This is a genomic window from Bacillus sp. LLTC93 (genome assembly GCF_002993125.1).
GTDB lineage: Bacteria > Bacillota > Bacilli > Bacillales > Bacillaceae > Bacillus > Bacillus zhangzhouensis.
The window spans coordinates 60,614-79,134 of the sequence record NZ_PVME01000007.1 but is presented as its reverse complement, the minus strand read 5'-3'; the positions used below and the strand labels follow the sequence as shown (position 1 = coordinate 79,134).

The window sequence follows — 18,521 nt, the reverse complement described above, 5'->3', positions numbered from 1 at the left end:
TTTTATTTATATGATCATAAAAACAAAAAGGACAGCTATTGAGAATGAGATGCTAAACAATAGCCGTCCTATAGATTTTATCGCTACCTTCTTATACTCGTCAAGCAAAACTAAAAAATCAGGACAAGAACCTTATGAAAAGGAAGGCTTTTTTCATGATTCTTTTGCTGGCGCATACGCCGGCAGTCATTTAAGCACGTAATTTTAAGGTTCGTTCACTAGCCTTCACAAAGACAGGGGTTGCGCCGATCACTTCACCGTCTGCGTGAAATAAGATTTTTTCATCTGCCTCCAAGTATGCTTCCTCATGCTGAAACAGGGTGACTCCCTTCATCGTCAGGTGCTTTCGAAACACCATCGCACTTAGAAACAAGAGGACTTTGAATGGATTCAAATCCGTGACTACGATCGTTTGAAAGCCTGGCTGCCTCGCACTTGCTTCTGGCGCTGCTTCCAGCCCTCCGCCATAATACGGATGATTGCATACGATCACAAACCACACTTGGCGAAAGACTTTCTTCTCCTTTTCAATAAAAAGAGCAAGATCGAACGGCTTAAATGACCATAAAGAATGGAGAAATGACAGCGGGTAGATGATAAACCCAAGTTTGAGTCGCTTCAGCCACTTTTTTCCTCTGAAATGCACCGTTTTCCTCAAGACATGCGCGTCAAACCCAGCACCAATATGATTGAGAAAGAGAACAGATTGCGGGCTTTCTGCATGATCCTGAAAGGAACCGAGAGAAAATGTTTTGGTGAGCATTCTCTTTTGTTTTCTCACTTCTTTTAACACATCATGACGATGGATGCCGAGCCCCTTCGCTGCGTCATTCCAGTGGCCAGCGGGGACAAAACTCAGCTGCACATGATCAATTTCTTTTAAGCCATTCAGTACTTCATGAATGGTGCCGTCACCGCCAATAATGATCAGGCGCTTTAGCCTGTCATCTTGCATAGCGCTAATCTGTCTCGCCAATACTTCTGCATGGCCTTCATGCTGAGTGAGAAACGACCGGTATGAGATCTCTACCTTTTGTAATTCTTTCTCTATGCTCCTCCAAATGCGGAGTCCTTTTCCATGTCCTGCTGCTGGATTGACGATAAAGTACCATTCATTCATATATTAGCTCCACTCAGGTCTCATTTTACGCGACCTTCCATCATGCCTTTAATCGAGCCATTCCTGCCTTCTTCTACTGTCTGATTCACCATGAGCAAGCAATGCCTTTGTCGCCTTAAATTGCTGATGCTTTGTCGGCGCCGTATTTTTCCGCTGCTTTTCAAACCATTCCTCAGCCTTTTTCTTATCGACAACCTCCATCCCGTATGGCACTTCAGGTAAGTCAATATAAGAGGTTCGGCTGATCAGGATCTTTTTCACAGGAAGGTCCACACCACTTTGCTGTAAAATCTTTGACACCACGGTTCCAGAGCGCAGAAGGCTTGAGCAAGGGTTCAAGACGGACTGGACTGCTTTCCCCGTCGCCCGTTTTTCCCAAAAACGTTCCTTTGATCCGATGTATACGCTGTCTGGCTCTGCCTCTAAGAAGGATAAACAGATCACTTCCAGCGGCGTAATGAGCACGGGGCATAATTCCATCTCAGCTTTTTGAATGAGCAGCACCGGCTTGTACATCACAAAATAAGAATCTGGAAGCTGCCTTGCAAGCATACGCAGCTTTTCATCATACCGAATGTGATGGGATACGGTTGAAATGTGAGATAGCGTCGAGCTGGCCCATTTTATTTGAACATCATATAGATGATCCTTAAAAAAGTGAATCAGCTTCGTTTCTTCGGTAGGGACGTTTCTGAAGACACCTTGCTCTATATCAGTTGGCTCGTTAAAAAGACTCAGGTCCCGTTCCTTTTTCATATCGGCTTCTTTTTGCTTTCTCTTTAAGGAGAATTTCTTTCTCTTTTCTTCCACTTGTTCAGGCATTTGTTCAGAGATTTGTGCAAACTGATGTTGCGCCTGCTCTTTAGAAGCCTTTTTCAACTCGTCCCATCTTTGTTTTTTCAATCGAATAAATTGATTGATGTAGTGATGAGGGTCTTGTTCATATCGTGATATATAATCTTGGATTTTGATAATTTGCGCCATCTGCTGCTCACTCCAACTTCTAGAATCATTTATTTATGTAGTGTAAATTGTTTGATTGCGTGATAACGCGGGGTTTCTTTCGGACGTATTTCAAATAAAGCAATACTAGAAACCTCCATCATATAGGGCTCTTTACGTAAAGGCGCTTGTTCTTCATAAGGCTGATCCGCATTCCATTTGCGCGCAATCGTCATATGCGGATGAAAGGGTCTCTTTTCCACAGGATGACCTGCTGACAATACGGATTCTTTCACCTTTTCTCTTACGTGCATGAGCGGCTTGCTTTCACTCGGCTTTGCAAAAAAGACTCTCGGACGCTCCTTCGTACCAAACTGCCCTAACTCATTCAGCTCTAGCGGAAATGCAGGTGCTTCATTTGAAAGGTTTTCAAGCAGCTGAATGATCTTTTCCAAACGCTCTTTTGGAATGGCGCCTAAAAATACAAGGGTTACATGATAATCACTTGGTGCTGTCCATTTTTGAAATGACAGTCCACTCCTTTGATCGATGTCTGTTTTGATTTGATGCGCAAGTTGTTCAGGGATGTGAATCCCGATAAAATAATGACGACTTTCTGACATCATATCACCTTTCCTTTTTTAACAAACTTTACGAATCCCCATTGATGATAGTATAACTAAAGAAATGCGGAATGAGAAGAAAGGGTGTCACATGATGAAGGTTGCACAAAATATTGGAGAACTAATTGGCGATACACCACTTGTAAAATTACAGCGTCTTCAGCCAGACAATGCGGCGGCTGTTTATTTAAAGCTTGAATCATTTAATCCTAGTGGAAGTGTGAAGGATCGTGCTGCTTACAATATGATCGTCGAGGCAGAAAAACAGGGGAAGCTCACAAAAGGGGCGACCATTATTGAACCAACGAGCGGAAATACAGGGATTGGTTTAGCAATGAACGCCGCAGCAAGAGGCTACAAAGCTATACTTGTCATGCCTGATACGATGACAAAGGAAAGAATCAATATTTTAAAGGCATACGGTGCACAGGTCGTCTTAACCCCAGGAGAAGAAAAAATGCCAGGCTGTATTCGCAAGGCAGAAGAACTGGCTGCTCAAATTCCTCAAAGCTTTATTCCCATGCAATTTGACAATGGGGCGAACCCCGATGCTCATAGAGGAACAACAGCTATAGAAATCATGGAAGCTGTGAAGCAACTTGGACATCCTCTTGCTGCCTTTGTCGCAACAGCTGGAACGGGTGGAACCATTACAGGCACTGGTGAGGAATTAAAAAAGGCATTCCCCGGCTTGACCATACGTGTGGCAGAACCGAAGGGATCTCCAGTCTTATCTGGCGGGAAACCTGGCAAACATAAGCTCGTTGGCACAAGTCCAGGATTTATCCCAACTATTTTAAATGAGCATGTCTATGATGAGATTGTGCAAGTGAGCGATGAAGATGCGTACCACATCACACGGCAGCTTGCCTGTCTTGAAGGAATTTTAGTTGGTCCATCATCTGGCGCAGCTTGCTATGCTGCCATTGAAACAGCCAAACAAATGCCTAAGGATTCTATCGTCATCTGTATGACAGCAGATACGGGAGAACGATATTTATCAAGTGATGTTTTTCAAGATTAAAAAAGGAACAGGGGATGAGTCCCTGTTCCTTTTTCTTCGTTTCACGGTCACGTCTATTTGACCGACTTCACCTCAGCCTGCTCACCTGTAACGAGTAAAACCTGTTCATCAGTGAGCGGACATAAAGCGAGCGTATGCTGATACTGCTCGATCATTTGCTGCGCGGCTTCACCTAAATAGGCATGGTGCATATGTGGTACCGGATAATTGCTGATTTCATTGATCCCTTGAAATGCTGGCAGCTCCGGCGCCTTCTCCTGATCATCCATCAGTGAAATATATTCAATGCTTGGTGCCATGATGATACTCCCTGCCGATTCTCCAATGTACAACTTGCCTTTGTTGATTTCTTCCTTCAAGACGTGATCGAGGCGATGCTTTCTTAATTCCTGCAACAAATAAAAAGTATTGCCTCCTGATACGTAGATGACATCATTTCGTTCGATCATATGTGTGATCTCTTGGGCAGTCTGCTCAGCCATCTGAACAGTCTCTATTTGCATCTCTAATTGATGAAAGGCCTCTTTTGCTGCCTCCACATAGTGCGTTACTTCTTCCACAGCACTAGCTGTTGGAATAAACGTCACGCTTTTTCCTTTTAATGATTCACCCGCAAAGTCAGACAAGAGAGAATAGCTGTCTTTGAATGAAGAGCATAAGAACATTTTTTTCACTGTGAATCCCCTCTTCTCTTTCCCTTTTTTATTTTGCCAATTCATACATAGCTTGTGCATATAGAGCTGTTGCTCTTAGTAAGTCATCGATTTCGATATATTCATCCTTTTGATGGGCGCAATCTGGTCTGCCAGGGAATAGAGGGCCAAAGGCAACTCCTGCTTCTAAAGATCTCGCATATGTTCCTCCCCCAATAGCAATCAGAGTTGCTGGGTCTCCAGTTTGTTCCTCATATACCCGCTGCAATGTTTTCACAAGTGGATGATCTTTTGCGACGTGATGCGGAGGGCTGTCATCAAATTTCTCAATGGACGCCCCTTTGATGCTTTCAATCCCTTTTTTGACGTCCTTGCCGTCTGCTGTCACGGGATAACGGACGTTTAAGCCAAGTTTCGCTTCCTCGTTTTGCGTATAGCGGATTGTTCCAACATTCAAGGTTAAGTCGCCGCTAATGTCATCATTACAAGCAATTCCTAGCTTTTGTCCTCGTGTGTCCTGATCAAATAAAGACTTTATTTGTGATGTAAAGGCAAGCCCTTGTTCATCTAATTCATGCTCACATAAGAAATTCGCCATATGAATGCCCGCATTGATGCCATGCGCCGGCTCCATTGCATGGACTGATACACCTTTTAATGTGAAATGCAGTCCATCCGCTGTGTTCTTTGCCACACCGGATAATTGATTTTCAGCGAGATAGGCTTCAAAAGCGGCTTTTAACGCTTCTGCGTCATGTTCCTGTGCAGCTGTCACAGTGGCAATTGCCTCATCTGGCACCATATTGAGCCTCATCCCTGATGTGAATTGCTTGAGTGTATAGCGCTTATTGTCCTCTGTTTGTTGATATGTAAATGACACAATGGCATCAATAATTCCTTTTTCAGCATGAATAATCGGAAAATCGGCATCTGGCGCAAAGCCAATTTGCGGCATCGCTTCGTGCTTGAAATAATGTTCCACACAGCGCCAATCGCTTTCTTCATCTGTTCCAATGATCATTCGAATTTTTTTCGATAATTGAATGCCCGTATCTTTTAAAATCTTAAGCGCATAGAAAGCGGCCATGGTTGGGCCTTTATCATCAATGGCCCCTCTTGCAAAGATTCTATTTTCTCTTATATCCGCTGAAAATGGCGGGGTTGTCCAGCCGTCACCAGCAGGCACAACGTCTACATGGCATAGCACACCTACAATGTCTTCGCCTTGTCCATATTCAATATGACCTGCATAGCCATCGACATTCTTTACTGTGAAGCCTTCGTCTTCCCCTTTTTTCAGCATATACTGAAGGGCCTCATCCACTTTTTCACCGAACGGCTTCCCTTCTTTCCCACCTTCTTCATCAAGGACACTTTCAATTTGCAAAAAAGATTGTGTATCCTTAATCAGATCTTCTTTTTTTCGTATAACTTCAGCTTCCCAGTTCATTTTTCTATTCCTCCTTGAAAAAAGGTTGCAATCCACCCTTAAAACGAATATTATATTAATTGTTTTGTAATAATGTTCGTAAATGGAGGATTTTATGTTTCAGTTAAAAGAAAACCAAACCAACATAAAGAAAGAATTAATCGCTGGTATGACGACATTCTTTACTATGGTATATATTGTAGCCGTCAACCCTGGAATTCTTTCAAAAGCAGGCATTCCTTTTGACCAAGTCTTTACTGCAACAATTATCGCTGCTGTCGTCGGTACGCTCTGGATGGCGCTATTTGCAAACTATCCGATTGCCATTGCACCAGGCATGGGACTGAATGTTTATTTCACCTTTACAGTTGTCGGCGGTGGCGGCATCAGCTATCAAACGGCGTTCAGTGCGGTATTTGTTGCTGGTATACTCTTTATTATTTTATCGTTAACATCCCTTAGAAAACAACTGATTCAAGCGATTCCAGATAATTTAAAGTACGGGATCACAGCAGGAATCGGGCTTTTCATTGCGTTCATCGGTCTCCGGCAGTCTGGCATCATTGCAGCTGACCCGGAGAATCTTGTGAAGCTTGGCAACTTAAACTCACCAGTTGTCATTTTAACGCTCGTTGGTTTAATGATTTCAGTTATTTTAATGGTTCTTCAAGTAAATGGAGCCCTGTTTATTGGCATGTTAGCGACCACACTCATTGCGCTCGCGACAGGTCAGCTTCATTTTCCCAAAATGCTGATGGACGTCCCAGCACTGCCTGAAGGGATGCTGATTACAAATCCAATCGCTGCCTTTGGTGACGTGTTCTCTCACCATTTATATGCAGTTGTCTTCTCATTCTTACTTGTCACGATTTTTGATACAACGGGAACGATGATCGGGGTGGCGGAACAAGCAGGATTAATGAAAAATGGCCAGCTGCCAAAAGTGCGTAGAGCCCTGCTCGCTGACTCTGCTGCAACGACGGTTGGCTCTATGTTTGGAACAAGCCCAACCACCGCTTATATTGAATCATCTTCAGGGGTTGCTGCGGGAGGAAGAACTGGACTGACTTCTTTAACGGTCGCTGCACTATTTATTGCGGCATTGTTTTTTGGCCCACTCGTTCAAGCCATTTCTTCCTTACCTTCCATCACATCACCTGTTTTAATCATTGTCGGCTGTTTGATGATGAACTCAGTGTCACGCATTCGCTGGAACGAGCTTGACGAAGCATTTCCTGCTTTTCTTGTTATTCTCTCCATGCCGCTGACATCTAGTATCTCTACAGGGATATCACTCGGATTTATTTCATATCCACTTGTGAAATTGGCGAAAGGGAAATGGAAAGAAGTGCATGTCCTTGTTCTCATCTTTGCCGTCTTATTTTTCATTCAGCTCTTTTTCTTAGAAGGATAACAGAAACAAAAAAGGCACATTTCAAATGAGAAATGTGTCTTTTTGTAAATATCATTTTTTTATTTTGTAAATTTCCTTTGTTTATTTTTGTTTTTCTAAAGAGACATCCTTCGTCATACCCCATATGTTTATTGGGTTGTAACCGCATTCAATTCATGTTATATAACATATTTTATTTCATGAAGACAAATTAAAAAACACGTAAAGTTGACTTTTTGGTGGAACTAGATGCATAATATCGTGTATAATAGAGTAAAATAATAAGAAACACGAACATTTACCATTGTTGCATGTCCTCATTTCGCAGTTTTAGTGTAGTAAGTTGTGGTTAGTCAAGTCCATCCGATCTTATTGATAGGGAGTGGTTTTTTGAAACCTTCAACAAACCGTATGATGACTCGAATTAAATCAGTCTATATGTTCATTCAAGAGAAAGGTCTTGTGACGACACAAGAGCTGGTTGATGAATTCGGGATCACACCTAGAACCATTCAAAGAGACTTAAACGTGCTTGCCTATAACGATCTTGTTCATAGTCCAAGCAGGGGCAAATGGGAAACAACGAGAAAAAAAGTAAAAATATCATCTTAAGCGTATAATGACTTTCCATATAACAAAAGAACCGGCGATATGCCGGTTCTTTTTCTATTCACGATTCATTAAGCTGTCTAATTCTTCATCCGTCAACTCACGGTACTCCCCGAGGGCTAGATCTTCATCTAATAAGACAGGTCCCATCGACAACCGTTTTAAAAAGATCACTTCATTGCCTACCGCTTGCGCCATCAGCTTCACTTGATGGTATTTCCCTTCAGTAATCGTTAAACGGATGCGTGTATCTTCGTCTTCATTCGCAACTACCTCAACCTTTGCCGGCTTTGTATGATAATCATCTAAAATGACAACTCCCTGCTCGAGACGCTCTATGTCTTGATCTCCTAAAGGGTATTTCAGATGAACTTCATACGTTTTCGGGACATGCTTTTTCGGAGAAAGTAATTGATGAGCAAGCTGCCCATCATTTGTGAGGAGGAGAAGACCGACTGTATCCTTATCAAGTCTCCCCACAGGGAATGGCTCCCTTGCGATATCCTCCGGCTCGAGTAAATCGACAACCGTTTCATCACGCATATCCTCCGTTGCCGAAATGACGCCATCTGGCTTGTTCATCATTAAATAAATAAATTCTTTATACTCTACACGCTCTCCGTGTACGAGCACTTCATCATTTGATGGATCAACATGATCTTTTACCTGCTTCGCCACTTCCCCATTCACTGTGACAGCCCGGGCCTTAACCAGCTTCTTCACATCTTTTCTTGAACCAAAGCCACTATTGGCAAGCAATTTATCAAGCCTCATGAATATCCACCCTTCTTAACTCTTTTTTCTTAAAAATGTCGGCAAACGGTTGCCAAGTATACGCTCTAGTAATCCAACCTTGTAAGATAAGAACATATACACACCGCCGCCAGTGATCATCGAAATCAAAATCACGATACCAGCTTGTACAATTCCGCCTTCATAAGGAATCAATTGATTCACGAGCTGGCTTGTCCCGAAAGCTACAACAGCCATGATCGCTGTTAAAATACTTATGAGAATAAAACGTTTGAAAATCCTACGGAACGAATAGCCTGCATGGCGCTTAATCATGATGAACATATACAAGATCGACGCACTGTAGCCCAGTGCAGTTGCAAGCACAGAACCATTTCCTTGCAGCAAGCTAATCAGCGGGATATTTAGGACCGTTTTAATGATGATCCCTAACAAAAGACTGACAATGGCAAATTTTTGTTTGTTAATCCCCTGCAAAATCGCTGCGTTAATGGTGAATAAAGAAAACAATAACGCAACAGGCGCATACCAGAACAAAATAGAGATCCCAATCTCAGGATGAACAGACGGATAGAAAAACCAATAAACCGGTCCTGCCAAAGCAGAGATTCCAAATGAAGCAGGCAGTACGAAGAATAAAATGACCTGCATCGTTTGATCAATTTGCCGATTGAGCAGTTTGTAATTACGTGCTGTAAATGATTCCGTAATCGTCGGAATCAATGTTAAGCCAAACGCTGTTGCAAGTGACACAGGGATCATGACTAGCTTCGGTAAATATAACGTCACAATGGACAGGACCGCTGTACTAATATCCTGATGTCCTGATGCAATCATGGCTCTATTAATTGTATTTGTATCGATATAAGAATAAATTGGAATCGCAAGTCCAACAAACACATACGGTGCTGCATAACTAAACAGCTCTGTAAACATTTGCTTATAAGTCAACTCAGAGTGAGCACCTATATTAGGCTGCATGGACAGGAGACGGTCTTTCCGCTTCAGCCAATATAAATAAAGCGTAAATAATCCGCCAAATGCGCCGATAAGCGCGGCAAATGTTGCATATCCGACAGCAATAACAAGCCCGCCGTCAAGCACCTTTAAAATAATAAACGTCGCTGTTAATAGGAAGATGATTCTGACAAGTTGTTCGATGACTTGGGAAACAGCTGTCGGTCCCATCATGGAGTGTCCTTGGAAGAACCCTCGCACAAGACTCATAATTGGTACAACCAAAAGACCTAAACTCACCATCCGAATCACATATACCACTTGGTCGACGGTCAAACCGCCTGTTTCATTCGATCCGCCAAGCTGAATCTTGGCAAAAATTGGTGCGCTCAAATATAAAAGAGAAAAGGCGATAATACCGGTGACAAGCATGACCGACATACCCGCCCTGAACATTTTTCTAGTTGTTTCATAATCGCCGATTGAATTATATTTGGAGACAAATTTTGATACCGCTGTTGGAAAACCAAGCGTAGCAATACTTAAAAAGATCGTATACTGATTGTATCCATATTGGAATAGCGCACCACCAGTAGCTCCAACCATTGCGCTAAATGGAATTAAGTAAATCATACCAAGAATACGAGAGAGATACGTCCCAATCGTTAAAACCAACGTACCACGAAGCAGTTTATTAGACATGCGCTTAACCACCATTTTTCTAATGAATATTCAACTCAACTATTTTACCACATCATTTCATCGTACAGGTAACAATTCCAATGCAGAAGTCACAAAACCAATCAATTCATATTTCAGCCTTTCCCGATCTTCGTTATAATAGAGAAATGACTGAAAGTAGAAAGAGGAATGTAACATGAAACATTATGATGTCATTGTCATTGGCGGTGGACCTTCTGGACTGATGGCCGCGATTGCATCAGCAGAGCACGGTGCATCTGTTCTGTTAATTGACAAAGGAAACAAACTTGGCAGAAAGTTGGCCATTTCTGGCGGTGGACGCTGTAACGTCACCAATCGCCTTCCAGTAGAAGAAATCATCAAGCATATTCCCGGAAACGGCCGTTTTCTATATAGTGCATTTTCTGAGTTCAATAACGAGGATATAATTAGATTTTTTGAAAACCTAGGCATTGAACTAAAAGAAGAAGACCATGGACGCATGTTCCCTGTCTCAAACAAAGCGCAATCCGTTGTGGATGCCCTTTTAGACAGACTTCGCGCTCTGAATGTCACCATTCGAACGAATGAAAAGATTAAAACTGTTCTGTATCAAGACGGACAAGTAGCTGGAATTGTTACAAATAATGATGAAAAAATTTCAAGTGAGGCCGTCGTCATCGCCGTTGGCGGGAAAAGTGTGCCGCATACCGGCTCGACTGGCGATGGCTATGCATGGGCAGATGCCGCTGGTCATACCATTACAGAACTCTTCCCAACAGAAGTACCGGTTACATCAGATGAGCCATTTATTAAAGAAAAAGTACTTCAAGGGCTTTCTTTAAGAAGTGTGGCCGTAAGTGTTCTAAATAAAAAAGGAAAACCAGTCGTCACACATGTCATGGATATGATCTTCACTCACTTTGGTTTATCAGGCCCAGCTGTTCTTAGATGCAGCGGATTTGTTGTCAAAGAGCTGAAAAAACAGCCAACAGTCCGCCTGCAAATTGACTTATATCCGAAGCTTCATGACGAGGAACTGTTTCAAAAGCTTCATCGTGACCTAAAGGACGAACCAAAAAAAGCGATTAAAAACGTATTGAAGTCTTGGATGCAGGAACGCTATTTATTGTTCCTTTTAGAACGAAATGGCATTGATCCGCAAGACACATTTTCTGGTCTCGCCAAGGAGAAACTGCGCGCGTTTGCCCATGATTGTAAACATTTCATCGTTCATGCAAATGGTACGTTATCCTTAGACAAAGCGTTTGTCACAGGAGGCGGCGTTTCTGTCAAAGAGATTGAACCGAAAAAAATGGCATCTAAAAAAATGGCCGGTCTTTATTTCTGCGGAGAAATTTTAGACATACACGGTTACACAGGCGGCTACAATATCACGTCAGCACTTGTGACAGGCAGACTTGCTGGCATGAATGCTGCACTAGAAGTAAAGGAGAGAGATCAATGATCAGACGCGCACTTCCAATCGTACTTGCGGTCGTTATTAGTTTGACAGCCGCTGTTTTCATGAAGCTGTCGATTACCCCGTTAAAAGTCGCCATTGTTTTGGCATTTACCATTTTCGCAGTTTGTTTAAAAGAATATGTCTACCGTCTTCGCAAACGAATTGAGGAAAAATCATCTTCACATATCGATGGTTGATAAATGGAAGGAAAACATGTTACGGTAAAATGGAGGACGAGTGAGAAACTCGCCTCTTTTTGTTTGAAAATAGTTGAGAGCGGGGATATTAAACAAAATCCTCTGCTTAAACGTGTAGAACAACAGGAGAGTGAGATGGTGTGAAAAACGTATCAAGTGTATTTTGGATTGTGATTGCGATCACATTTGTTGCCGTTCTATGGGGAGCCTTTTCTCCAGAAACACTGCAAAATGTGACGGATCAAATTCAAACATACATTACAAATGACTTTGGTTGGTATTACTTATTAGTGGTATCACTGCTAGTCGGCTTTTGTCTATTCTTTATTTTTAGCCCAATCGGTAAAATTACACTAGGAAAGCCAGGCGAAGAGCCTGAATTTGGTCTATTTTCTTGGTTTGCTATGCTATTTAGTGCCGGTATGGGAATTGGTCTTGTTTTTTACGGAGCAGCTGAACCGATCAGCCACTATGCCATTCAGTCACCAACAGGTGAGACTGAAACCGCACAGGCCTTCCGCGATTCTCTTCGTTATACTTTTTTCCACTGGGGGCTTCATGCATGGGCTATTTATGCCATTGTTGCACTTTGCATCGCTTACTTTAAATTTAGAAAAGATGCACCCGGCTTAATCAGTGCGACGTTGCAGCCGGTTTTAGGAGATAGAATTCACGGATGGATCGGAAAAACCATCGATTGTATTGCTGTATTTGCAACAGTAGTTGGGGTTGCAACAAGCTTAGGATTAGGCGCAGCACAAATCAATGGTGGATTAAATTACCTATTTCAAATTCCGAATGCTTTTAGCACACAATTGATCATTATTGCGATTGTGACGGTGCTCTTCCTTGCATCTGCACTAAGCGGTATTGGAAAAGGGATTAAATATTTAAGTAATATCAACATGGTATTAGCAGCTGTTCTGATGTTTTTCTTACTTTTGGCAGGTCCAACTGTTTTTATTTTAAATTCATTTACTGACTCGATTGGACAATACTTATCCAACATCGTTCAAATGAGCTTTCGGTTATCTCCAAATGATCCTGAAAAGAGAGAATGGATTAATGGATGGACGATCTTTTATTGGGCATGGTGGATCTCTTGGGCACCATTTGTCGGAATCTTTATCGCAAGAGTGTCACGCGGACGGACAATTCGGGAGTTTTTAGTTGGTGTCTTAGTCGCTCCTTCTATCCTTGTATTCCTTTGGTTCTCCATTTTTGGTGTATCTGCCATGGACTTACAGCAAAAGAATATTGTTGATGTTGCAGGTCTTTCCACTGAAACGATGCTCTTTGGTGTACTAAATGAATATCCACTGGCGATGGTTACATCAATTCTAGCACTCATTTTAATTGCGGTATTCTTTATCACTTCCGCTGATTCAGCCACATTTGTGCTTGGAATGCAGACAACCTACGGATCATTAAACCCTTCTGGCAGTGTCAAAGTCAGCTGGGGCATCATCCAATCAGCTGTTGCTGCAGTGCTTTTATTTTCAGGCGGACTTGAAGCCTTGCAAAATACAGCAAAACTCGCAGCTTTGCCGTTCTCCGTTGTCATCATTTTGATGATCGTATCGCTATATAGATCATTAAATGATGAACGAAGGACAATCAAACAAGCAAACAAAGTGAATAAACCACGAAGTCCAAGAGTAAAAAAAGCATAATCGTAAGAAGAAAAAGCCGTTATTCGAACGGCTTTTTTCTATATAGATCATTTAAGATTGTCATGACCTTGCGGATACCTATAAAATAGTGATGAATCATTCACTTTTCTACATAATGGAGGTTTATATGACGTTACCTACGTTCAAGTACAACCCAGACCCAATTTCATTAAACGTGATCAAAAAAGAGCATAAGACATGTCCTGTTTGTGAAAAAGAAAGCGAATATGTGTATCACGGTCCATTTTATTCCGTTGAAGATATAGAAGGAATCTGCCCTTGGTGCATTAAAGATGGATCAGCCGCTAAAAAATACAATGGATCGTTTCAAGACGATGTGAGTTGTGATGATGTCAATCAACAAGAATATGTAGATGAACTCATCTTCAGAACGCCTGGTTATTGCGGATGGCAGCAGGAATATTGGTTAAGCCATTGCGGTGATTTTTGCGCGATTGTCCAATATGTTGGATGGAAAGAGATTGAGCATTTAGAGGAAGAGCTCTCAGAGGACATCGAAGACATTTGTAGTGGTGGAGGATTAACGAAAGAGAACCTTAAGCAATGGCTCGTTAACGGAGGAGACTTACAAGGCTATCTCTTTCAATGTGTTCACTGCAAGAAGCATCGTTTATATATTGACGCTAGTTAATCAAAAAGGACCCTTCAATCAGGTCCTTTTTTAATGCCGGTTATTTTTTATATAAAATAAGCGCAGAAAAACAGTAGAGCTGTTCTCCTCCTTGCTCACAGATCACTGCTACATTGTACTTGATGTCAATGATTTGGTCGTCATCCATTCCTTTTAAAAATAGATTGATTTCGCTCTGTAAATCTTTTTCGTGTTCTTCATCAAATACAGCTACCTTTAGCACATATGCCACTCTCCCTTCTCTCGCTACTCTATCTTTATGCACATAGAGACGGGCATATGAACAAAAAAAGCCTTCCATCTCATCGATGAAAGGACTCCTTTTTACAGCTTCGGTTTTGTTTCTCCTGTCCATGCAAGCATCCCTCCAACCACATTGGTCGCTTGATAGCCTTGGTCTTCTAGGTAATAGCAGACATTTTCACTACGTTTACCAGAACGACAAATGATATAATATTCCTGCGTTTTATCGAACGCATCTAGTTTCTCAGGGATATCTCCCATTCGAATATGGACTGCTTCTGGGATCATGCCTTCTGCTACCTCTTCATCCTCACGTACGTCGACTAGCTGAATGGCTTCTTCTTGCTCAAGTTTTTGCTTTAATTCTTCTATTGAAATTTCTTTTACTGACACGACTCTCATCTCTCCTTTTGTTCACGGTGACACCATTATAGCAAATCATTCACATCACTGCGTATTCACCCGCTTCGATTGAAGGAAAGATGGCAATCGTTTCTGCACATCTACTGCCTGCTGCTCACTTTCAAACTCTACCTTTTTAAAGACTTGATAGGCTAGCCACATGTGTCCATATGCGAGAATACTCACGCTAAAAAACGGCACGATCCCCGGCAAATAAGCAAATAGGACAAACAGGACGGCCGAGAAAACGAGCATAGAGAGCGTATATTGCAAATACGAGAGACCAAGCAGAAGAGAGAATTTCAGATAGAGACGCTTTTTCCAATCGTAATGAGCAAGCAGCGGAAAAATATAAAACAAGCTGACAATAAACAGAAAACCAAAGATATAAATGGCAAAGCGAAGCATATGTAAAAACCAGCTCGTTGGATAAATATAAGCAAGGTCTACATAAATAATCGTCCCAATCATGAACAGCACCACGCCAATCAGATTAGAGCGTACAAACTCCTCGCGGTATACCTTCCAAAAGGTGCGGAATACTTTGACTTGTTCGTGCCCTTGTATCCACTTTCTCATCACGGAAAATAACGCAGTTGTCGCAGGCATAAATCCAAAGACCCCAAGCCCCAGTAATGTGAACAAAAGCCATAGCAAATTGGTATAGGCGAGCCGCATCACCCACTCACACATCCGCAGCATTCTACTCATTGATCCATCATGATCCATCTCTTTTCCCTCCTCTCTTTCTCGTTACACCGTCTCTTTTTGAAACAATTCTTCTATTTCGATTGGGCGTTTTTCTGCGACAGAGCGCCACATACCTTCCCCAATTGCAATCGAATAAGCACCAGCCTCTGCTCCTGCCGAAATGTCATAGTGGATCAACGGATCTTTTCCTAAAAATAAATCTGCTAGCAGCAACGGATCTCCGCCGCCATGTCCGCCTGGCTGCTTCACGACTTCAATTGTCTCTTTTGCTCCAAACATCGGATAGTAAGAAATCGTTTGTTCCGGGAATTGAAAAGGAATTCTCGATGGTACATGAAACTCATTTGTTTCAATGCGTCCCTTCGTCCCATTAATCGCAAGCCGGTACCCTTCATACGGAGCTGAAAATTGAATCGAATAGCTTAATAGGGCACCTTGGTCATAAGCCACTGACGCCACATACGTATCCTCAATGTCAATTTCCTTATCAAAAATACAGGCATCTGGGCGGTAATTTGAGTACTGTTGCGTTTGCTCCTGACCTGATTCAATATGATCGTCCTCCACCTTCGAGCGCTCTACCCGCGGATTCCACCTTGCTTCATAATGACATGTATCTTTCACATGGCATGTTCCGCAATACCTCTTTTCCTCATCCTGTAAGGGATTCCAAGGACTTTCGCTTCCATAATAGTTGAGCGCCCCATAAGCAAATACTTGCTTCGGCTTTTGATCAATCCACCAGTTGACCAAATCAAAATGATGGGTCGACTTATGAATAGACAGACCTCCAGAGAATTGACGTGTGCGATTCCACCTTTTGAAATAACTGGCTCCATGATACGTATCAATGAGCCAGCTCAGTTCAACAGAGGTGATCCTTCCGATCTTCCCGTCTAAAATGAGCTCTTTCACCTTCCGATGAAATGGATTGTAGCGATAATTAAAGGTGACCGTCACCTTCCCTTTGCTCTCTGCCTCTTTATCCATCACTTTTTTCGCGTCTTTTGCTGTTGTCACCATCGGTTTTTCAGTGATGACATCAAGATCATGGTCAAGTGCCTGCATGATATACGTGACATGCGTATCATCTCGTCCTGCCACAATGACGATGTCTGGCTTTGCTTCCTTCACCATCTGATCAAATGCATCCTCATGAAAAAATGAGATCCCTCTCAGCGATGGAAAACGCTGCTGACAGAGTGTATACCGCTGATCATCTATATCTAGGAGCCCTGTGATTCTGTAATGCTCATTGAAATCCTCTATGAGCGGTTTAATAAACATATTGAAAGCACGATGACTGAGCCCACAAATCACGACCCGTTTCACATTCCCCACCCCTTTTTCTATCGATTTTCACGAAGTTGTTTCATGAGAGACAGCGCCTCTTTGGATTTCTCAGCATACACGGGAATAAAAGCGACCATATCTCGGTGTAATCGGAATGTATAGCCGTTTAGCTTTTTCGTTCCTTTGTTGATTTGAACCGCATAATCGATCGTTTTCCCCGTCTTTGGGTCCTCTATCGTGTATGGTCCCGCCGCTTCATCATTTACTCCCATCTCTTCAAGCAGCTGAAAGCTTTCAGGATCATCATACGTTCTAAACATTTCTTCAGGGACGAACATCACGTCTCCCTCTTTTGCAGTGATTTCAACGAGAAGCTTCTCAGGAATCGCCGGGAAGATGTGGACGTTGTATATCTCTTGATCCGGCTGAAAAGCCTTCTCCATTAATTGATCTTTCATCCCCTTTGACATGTCAGAAAAAATAAGAACATCGATACCGTTTGTTTTCCCCTGACAGGCTGACAAACAAAAGGCAGCGATGAAACTGATAAGCCATGCCGCAGCTCTTTGACGCCTTCTCATGCCTTTTGAAAAACAGACAGCTTCTCTAGCTCAGTTAATGCCATAATAAAAGCGCCTGCCCCGTGCAAATCATTTGTACTCCGCTCTCTTCCAACGTAGTAATCATAAAATCCCGCAGATGTTCCGATACAAATATCGTTCACTGTAAAATCGCCGTTTTCTTTCTCCTCCGTCTTATGCTGGATCAAGCCTTCATATGCTTTGACTACATGATCGACATAACGGAGACTCACATACCCTTCATTCATGGCTTTTGCCATGGCATACATGAATAAACACGATCCGGAGCTTTCAAGCCAATTGTCGCTATGATTTCCTTTATCAATAACTTGATGCCAGAGACCTGTCTCTTCATCCTGATACTTTGCCACACTTTCCAACATGTCTGTCAGTGTTTCCTTCCACACCTTTCGCCCCTCATGCTCTTCTGGCAGATCCTCGATCATATCTGCTAATGCAAGGACATACCATCCAAAGGACCTTGCCCAAAACTCCGGGGAACAGCCAGTCTTTGGGTCTGCCCATGGCATCACTTTTCGTTCATCCCACGCATGATAATAAAGCCCTGTTGTTTCATCTTTTGTATGCTTTCTCATGAGATGCTCTTGATGGATAACCATATCCACAAGTGTCTCTTCTCCTTTAAACTGGGCATACTTTAATGCAAAAGGACCTCCCATATAGAGACCATCCAGCCACATTTGATAAGCATAATTGTCTTTATGCCAAAAGCCACCCTCAGACGTGCGATTGAGCGTGCGATAAAGTCCGCGCAGCTTCTCCGCTGCCAGCATATACCGCTTCTCTCCCGTTCTTTCGTAGAGGGGGAATAAAATGAGTCCCGCTTGTATCGCATCAAGCTCATCCCTGCGAAATAACAGATTTCCGTACTCATCAATGAGCGAGTCCGCATAGCTTTTCACATAATCGAAATATGCCTCGTTCCCCGTTGCCGCGTGCAGCTTCATCACACCGCAAAGAAAAACTCCTTGATGATAATGCCATCTTCCAGCTGGCGGCAGCTCAATTGGTGTATGCGCTTTCATAATACTTTGTGCTAATTTCTCTGCATGCTCAAGTGGTGATACCTTCTCAGTAGATAATGTCATTCTTCTCATCT

Annotated in this window: 20 protein-coding genes; 7 read left to right on the top strand and 13 right to left on the bottom strand. The window is 42.5% G+C overall.

The window, feature by feature from the left end:
- Positions 1 to 190: 190 nt before the first annotated feature.
- From C6W18_RS17135 to thpR, 3 genes are read right to left on the bottom strand one after another with little or no spacing between them, the layout of a single operon-like run.
- Positions 191 to 1,120, bottom strand: coding sequence for a YegS/Rv2252/BmrU family lipid kinase (locus tag C6W18_RS17135; RefSeq protein ID WP_034322471.1), 930 nt, complete (start codon positions 1,118 to 1,120; stop codon positions 191 to 193).
- A 48-nt stretch (positions 1,121 to 1,168) separates the two neighbouring features.
- On the bottom strand, positions 1,169 to 2,104 hold the full coding sequence (locus C6W18_RS17130) for a hypothetical protein (protein ID WP_105928350.1): 936 nt from the start codon (positions 2,102 to 2,104) through the stop codon (positions 1,169 to 1,171).
- 29 nt (positions 2,105 to 2,133) lie between these two features.
- On the bottom strand, positions 2,134 to 2,685 hold the full coding sequence (thpR, locus tag C6W18_RS17125; RefSeq protein WP_034322639.1) for an RNA 2',3'-cyclic phosphodiesterase: 552 nt from the start codon (positions 2,683 to 2,685) through the stop codon (positions 2,134 to 2,136).
- A 94-nt stretch (positions 2,686 to 2,779) separates the two neighbouring features.
- On the opposite strand from thpR, the gene cysK reads away from it, so the two are divergent.
- The gene (gene cysK / locus C6W18_RS17120) at positions 2,780 to 3,709 is read left to right on the top strand and encodes a cysteine synthase A (RefSeq protein ID WP_105928349.1); all 930 of its coding nucleotides are present in this window, start codon (positions 2,780 to 2,782) and stop codon (positions 3,707 to 3,709) included.
- A 53-nt stretch (positions 3,710 to 3,762) separates the two neighbouring features.
- On the opposite strand, the gene C6W18_RS17115 is transcribed toward cysK, so the two are convergent.
- Positions 3,763 to 4,383 carry a Type 1 glutamine amidotransferase-like domain-containing protein gene (locus C6W18_RS17115; protein WP_105928366.1) on the bottom strand — a complete coding sequence of 207 codons (621 nt, stop codon included), beginning with the start codon at positions 4,381 to 4,383 and terminating at the stop codon, positions 3,763 to 3,765.
- A gap of 28 nt (positions 4,384 to 4,411) precedes the next feature.
- Positions 4,412 to 5,812, bottom strand: a complete 1,401-nt coding sequence (pepV, locus tag C6W18_RS17110) for a dipeptidase PepV (RefSeq protein ID WP_105928348.1) — start codon at positions 5,810 to 5,812, stop codon at positions 4,412 to 4,414.
- Positions 5,813 to 5,906: 94 nt separating this feature from the next.
- Here pepV and C6W18_RS17105 point away from each other — a divergent pair, with 94 nt between their 5' ends.
- Together C6W18_RS17105 and C6W18_RS17100 are read left to right on the top strand one after the other, a co-directional pair.
- The gene (locus C6W18_RS17105; protein ID WP_105928347.1) at positions 5,907 to 7,205 is read left to right on the top strand and encodes an NCS2 family permease; all 1,299 of its coding nucleotides are present in this window, start codon (positions 5,907 to 5,909) and stop codon (positions 7,203 to 7,205) included.
- A 369-nt stretch (positions 7,206 to 7,574) separates the two neighbouring features.
- Positions 7,575 to 7,796 carry a DeoR family transcriptional regulator gene (locus tag C6W18_RS17100; RefSeq protein WP_008356419.1) on the top strand — a complete coding sequence of 74 codons (222 nt, stop codon included), beginning with the start codon at positions 7,575 to 7,577 and terminating at the stop codon, positions 7,794 to 7,796.
- A 54-nt stretch (positions 7,797 to 7,850) separates the two neighbouring features.
- On the opposite strand, the gene C6W18_RS17095 is transcribed toward C6W18_RS17100, so the two are convergent.
- Together C6W18_RS17095 and C6W18_RS17090 are read right to left on the bottom strand one after the other, a co-directional pair.
- Positions 7,851 to 8,567, bottom strand: a complete 717-nt coding sequence (locus C6W18_RS17095; RefSeq protein WP_034322487.1) for a pseudouridine synthase — start codon at positions 8,565 to 8,567, stop codon at positions 7,851 to 7,853.
- 15 nt (positions 8,568 to 8,582) lie between these two features.
- A complete protein-coding gene (locus C6W18_RS17090) occupies positions 8,583 to 10,205 on the bottom strand; it encodes a putative polysaccharide biosynthesis protein (RefSeq protein ID WP_105928346.1) in 1,623 nt (540 codons plus the stop codon).
- A 175-nt stretch (positions 10,206 to 10,380) separates the two neighbouring features.
- Between C6W18_RS17090 and C6W18_RS17085 the strand changes: the two genes are divergently transcribed.
- The 4 genes from C6W18_RS17085 to C6W18_RS17070 all read left to right on the top strand — a co-directional run bounded on the left by C6W18_RS17085 (position 10,381) and on the right by C6W18_RS17070 (position 14,171).
- Positions 10,381 to 11,652, top strand: a complete 1,272-nt coding sequence (locus C6W18_RS17085) for a BaiN/RdsA family NAD(P)/FAD-dependent oxidoreductase (protein ID WP_105928345.1) — start codon at positions 10,381 to 10,383, stop codon at positions 11,650 to 11,652.
- The gene (locus tag C6W18_RS17080) at positions 11,649 to 11,846 is read left to right on the top strand and encodes a hypothetical protein (protein ID WP_034322495.1); all 198 of its coding nucleotides are present in this window, start codon (positions 11,649 to 11,651) and stop codon (positions 11,844 to 11,846) included. Before C6W18_RS17085 ends, C6W18_RS17080 begins: the two co-directional genes overlap by 4 nt.
- 140 nt (positions 11,847 to 11,986) lie before the next feature.
- On the top strand, positions 11,987 to 13,519 hold the full coding sequence (gene opuD, locus C6W18_RS17075) for a glycine betaine transporter OpuD (protein ID WP_034322497.1): 1,533 nt from the start codon (positions 11,987 to 11,989) through the stop codon (positions 13,517 to 13,519).
- 127 nt (positions 13,520 to 13,646) lie between these two features.
- Positions 13,647 to 14,171: a CbrC family protein gene (locus tag C6W18_RS17070; RefSeq protein ID WP_105928344.1), complete on the top strand. Its 525-nt coding sequence runs from the start codon at positions 13,647 to 13,649 to the stop codon at positions 14,169 to 14,171.
- Positions 14,172 to 14,211: 40 nt separating this feature from the next.
- Here C6W18_RS17070 and C6W18_RS17065 read toward each other — a convergent pair whose 3' ends face one another.
- The 6 genes from C6W18_RS17065 to C6W18_RS17040 form a co-directional block, all read right to left on the bottom strand.
- On the bottom strand, positions 14,212 to 14,394 hold the full coding sequence (locus C6W18_RS17065) for a sporulation protein Cse60 (protein ID WP_003217582.1): 183 nt from the start codon (positions 14,392 to 14,394) through the stop codon (positions 14,212 to 14,214).
- A gap of 101 nt (positions 14,395 to 14,495) precedes the next feature.
- Entirely contained in the window at positions 14,496 to 14,807 is a 312-nt protein-coding gene (locus C6W18_RS17060; RefSeq protein ID WP_034322503.1) for a rhodanese-like domain-containing protein, read from the bottom strand.
- Between the two features lie 54 nt (positions 14,808 to 14,861).
- On the bottom strand, positions 14,862 to 15,545 hold the full coding sequence (locus C6W18_RS17055) for a YesL family protein (RefSeq protein WP_105928343.1): 684 nt from the start codon (positions 15,543 to 15,545) through the stop codon (positions 14,862 to 14,864).
- A gap of 24 nt (positions 15,546 to 15,569) precedes the next feature.
- On the bottom strand, positions 15,570 to 16,859 hold the full coding sequence (locus tag C6W18_RS17050; RefSeq protein ID WP_105928342.1) for a Gfo/Idh/MocA family protein: 1,290 nt from the start codon (positions 16,857 to 16,859) through the stop codon (positions 15,570 to 15,572).
- A 17-nt stretch (positions 16,860 to 16,876) separates the two neighbouring features.
- Positions 16,877 to 17,401, bottom strand: a complete 525-nt coding sequence (locus tag C6W18_RS17045; protein WP_105928341.1) for a lipoprotein YteS — start codon at positions 17,399 to 17,401, stop codon at positions 16,877 to 16,879.
- The gene (locus C6W18_RS17040) at positions 17,398 to 18,510 is read right to left on the bottom strand and encodes a glycoside hydrolase family 88/105 protein (protein ID WP_105928340.1); all 1,113 of its coding nucleotides are present in this window, start codon (positions 18,508 to 18,510) and stop codon (positions 17,398 to 17,400) included. The genes C6W18_RS17045 and C6W18_RS17040 overlap by 4 nt, the downstream gene beginning before the upstream one ends.
- Between the last annotated feature and the right edge of the window lie 11 nt (positions 18,511 to 18,521).